Annotated in this window: 2 protein-coding genes and 1 pseudogene; all 3 read left to right on the top strand. The window is 69.5% G+C overall.

What is annotated here, in order from left to right:
• Positions 1-2,480, top strand: a pseudogene (locus ABZY45_RS25880) (hypothetical protein); the annotation flags it as partial.
• Positions 2,481-2,664: 184 nt separating this feature from the next.
• Positions 2,665-3,123, top strand: coding sequence for a YbaB/EbfC family nucleoid-associated protein (locus ABZY45_RS25885; protein ID WP_356743462.1), 459 nt, complete (start codon positions 2,665-2,667; stop codon positions 3,121-3,123).
• A gap of 2 nt (positions 3,124-3,125) precedes the next feature.
• Positions 3,126-3,497, top strand: coding sequence for a hypothetical protein (locus tag ABZY45_RS25890; protein ID WP_356743463.1), 372 nt, complete (start codon positions 3,126-3,128; stop codon positions 3,495-3,497).
• Positions 3,498-3,578 lie beyond the last annotated feature (81 nt).

The raw sequence follows: 3,578 nt of genomic DNA on the forward strand, positions 1-3,578 counted from the left end.
AGAAGTACCAGGACGAGCTGCGCGAGGAGCAGCGCAAGGAGCAGGAAGAAGCCAAGAAGCTCCAGGACGATCTGCGCAACGAGCAGAACCAGCAGCGCGAGGAGGACAAGAAGTACCAGGACGAGCTGCGCGAGGAGCAGCGCAAGGAGCAGGAAGAAGCCAAGAAGCTCCAGGACGATCTGCGCAACGAGCAGAACCAGCAGCGTGACGAGGACAAGAAGTACCAGGACGAGCTGCGCGAGGAGCAGCGCAAGGAGCAGGAAGAAGCCAAGCGAGAGGCGGAAGAGCAGCAGAAGGCCGTGGAGGAGAGCCTCGGCGGACTCAACGATCCCAACGCGACCGGCGGACAGGACCTGGGCAACCTCGACGACCTGCTGAACGAGAACCTCCCCGTCACCGAGAGCCTCGGCCTCGGAGACGCGAACAACCCCGCCACCACGAGCCTCGACGGTCTGGGTGACGTGAACGGCACGGGCGGGGAAGGGGATCAGCAGTTCGCGACACCGGCCCCGGTCAGCCAGAGCCTGGGCAATCTCGGCGGGCTCAACAACGGCCCGGCCGGCGCGAACCGGGCCACCGACGAGGCGAACCGGGCGATCACCCAGGACCTCGGGAACCTCGGCGACCTGAACGGTGGTGCCGGTGGCTCGTTGGAGACGCCGACCGGTGGGAGTACTCAGCTCGGTGAGGGTGGGCTGACGACGGATTTCGCGGACGGGAGCAGCAGTACGTTCGATCCGGACAGTGGGGTGGTCACGACCACGCATCCGGACGGGAGTGTCACGACGCAGGATCTGGGCAGCGGTGCGCGGTTGACGAATCCTGACGGGTCGGTCACCTCGCTCGGTGAGGACGGCAAGCTGACCACCACGTTCCCTGACGGTACGAAGCAGGTGGTCGACCCGACGACGGGCCAGGCCACGTCCGTCGATCCGGACGGCACCACCACGACGCAGAACCTGGGGAGCCTCGGGGGCCTGAACGGGCAGAACGGTCTCGGGGACCTGGGGAATCTCGGTGACCTCGGCGACATCAACGCCGAACTGCCCACGGAGTCGACAGGCAACCTCGGCGACCTGAACGGTGGTGCCGGTGGCTCGTTGGAGACGCCGACCGGTGGGAGTACTCAGCTCGGTGAGGGTGGGCTGACGACGGATTTCGCGGACGGGAGCAGCAGTACGTTCGATCCGGACAGTGGGGTGGTCACGACCACGCATCCGGACGGGAGTGTCACGACGCAGGATCTGGGCAGCGGTGCGCGGTTGACGAATCCTGACGGGTCGGTCACCTCGCTCGGTGAGGACGGCAAGCTGACCACCACGTTCCCTGACGGTACGAAGCAGGTGGTCGACCCGACGACGGGCCAGGCCACGTCCGTCGATCCGGACGGCACCACCACGACGCAGAACCTGGGGAGCCTCGGGGGCCTGAACGGGCAGAACGGCCTCGGGGACCTCGGGGACCTCGGGAATCTCGGCGACCTCGGGAACCTGGACACCGGCGTCTCCGGCCTGGAGACCCCGACCGGCGGGAACACCGCGCTCGTCGGCGACGACTTCGCCACCACGTTCGCGGACGGCAGCAGGGGCGTGTTCGACCCGGAGAGCGGCATGTTCACCAGCACCGGCCCTGACGGCACGACCGTGCAGACCGATCTCACCCACGGAGCGCGGGTGACCAACCCCGACGGCTCCACCACCTTCCTGGACAACGGCCGGCTGAGCACCACGTTCCCCGACGGCACCACTCAGGTCATCGATCCGGAGACCGGCATCGCCACCGTCACCGACCCGCAGGGCAGGACGGAGACGGTGGACCTGAACCGCCTCAACACATCGGGTGGGCAGGGGGGTTCGGGCGTCCTCGACGGGCTCGGCGAGCTCGGCGAGCTGGGCGGTCCGGGCGGCCTGAACGGCACCGGCGGTGGCGCGGGTGGCGGCACCATCAGCCAGGACGTGCCGTTCTCCGAGCTGGGTATCGGCGGCGGACAGCCGGGCGCCGGGCTTTCGGGCGGTGACCACTCCGGGGCGAGCACTCTCTCCACGGACGGTGTGGGTTCGGTCGCCCCCCTCTCGGACAGTCCCGCCGGTGCGGGCAGCCCGGTGACGGCGGCCGCCACGGCCGGCGCACCCGGTTCCCCGGGTATGCCAGGAAGCCCCGGCATGCCGATGGGCGGCGGCATGGGCGGCATGGGCGGGGGTGGTGAGAAGGGCAACGGTGAGCGCGTGCGTGCCGTCCTCGTCGACGCCGCGGAGGAGAGCGAACGCCGCAACCGCCGTCGGCGCAGTCCGTGGAACCGCCAGGAGGACAGCGACACCTTCCTGGCCCCGGCGTCCCGGGTGGCGACCACCGGCGGCGACTCCCCGGAGGAGGAGTCGGAGCCGCGCCGCAGGGCCACCAGCTCGGCCGACTACCTGGAGGAGGACGCGGATGTGTGGGGCACGGAGGAGGGCGGTACCCCGGCCGTCATCGGCCGGTGACCCTCATGCGGCGACCGCACGGACTCCGCCTGGAGAAGGGGCGCGTCCCGGCCCCGGCTTCCGTCCCTGAAGCCGCACCAGGCATGATCAAAAGCGTAGTCGACGGACCGGTGACCAGGGCCGGACGCATGGACGTCCGGACGCGAGCACGCACGGAAAGAGTGACGGAGAGAGGGGAGCGGCCGTGACGGAACCGTTGGAGAAGCGCCTGGAGAAGGCCATGGCCGAACTCCAGGCCGCCCAGGAGGCGGTCGCGCGGACCGAGCGCGAGCTGCGGTCGACGTCGTTCAGCGCGCTCTCCTCCGACCGGTCGGTCCGTGCCACGGCCGGCCCGCAGGGGGAGCTGAGCGGGATCGAGTTCCTGGAGAACAGGTACCGCGACATGTCTCCGCAGGAGTTGGCAGCCAGCGTGCTGGAGGCGGCGAGCGCCGCCCGCCTCAAGATGCACCGGCACGTGATGAAGGCGATGGAGCCCTTCACCGAGCCCAGCAGCAACGTGCCGGAGCTGAAGGGCTTCGAGTTGGACTGGGAGCGCATCTTCGGCCCCGAGGTGCTCCGCGAGGACGCCGAGGACACGGCACGGGGAAGTCAGAAAACCGCCCCCACCTGGCGGGACGCGCTCGGCGAAGAGGGAGAGGACTGACGATGGGACAGCGGTACTACGCGGACCCGCAGCGCATCGAGGCCCTGGCGCGCCAGCTGGAGGAGATCGGCACCCTGACCAGGAGCATGACCGAGGAGTTCCTGGACGAGCTGGCCCCCACGGTGAACTGGCCGGGTACGGAAGGGGAGTTCGCCGAGAAGGCCAAGCCGCAGGAGCAGAAGGAACGGCAGACCACCAAGGACACCATGATGTCCATCCGCTACGCGCTGGTGGGCATCACCGACGCCACGGTCAGCCAGGTCCGGATGATGAAGGACACCCGCGACCACAACATCGAGAACGTCGAGCAGGGCACCAGCCATATCGACACCAACGGATTCGACGGCGGCCCGGGCGGGCATGGCCGCCGCTGACCTCCGCACCGCCGGCCGTTCCCGCGTTCTGCCGGGAGCGGCCACCCCGCCCTGCCCTCGCGTCCTCCAGGGCGGCTTCCG

This window comes from Streptomyces sp. NPDC006516 (assembly GCF_040611875.1).
In the GTDB taxonomy this organism is placed as follows: Bacteria; Actinomycetota; Actinomycetes; order Streptomycetales; family Streptomycetaceae; genus Streptomyces.

What these genes read in the sequence shown, in the direction of transcription:
- ABZY45_RS25890 (WP_356743463.1), top strand. Translation starts at nt 3,126, where the DNA reads ATGGGACAGCGGTACTACGCGGACCCGCAGCGCATCGAGGCCCTGGCG.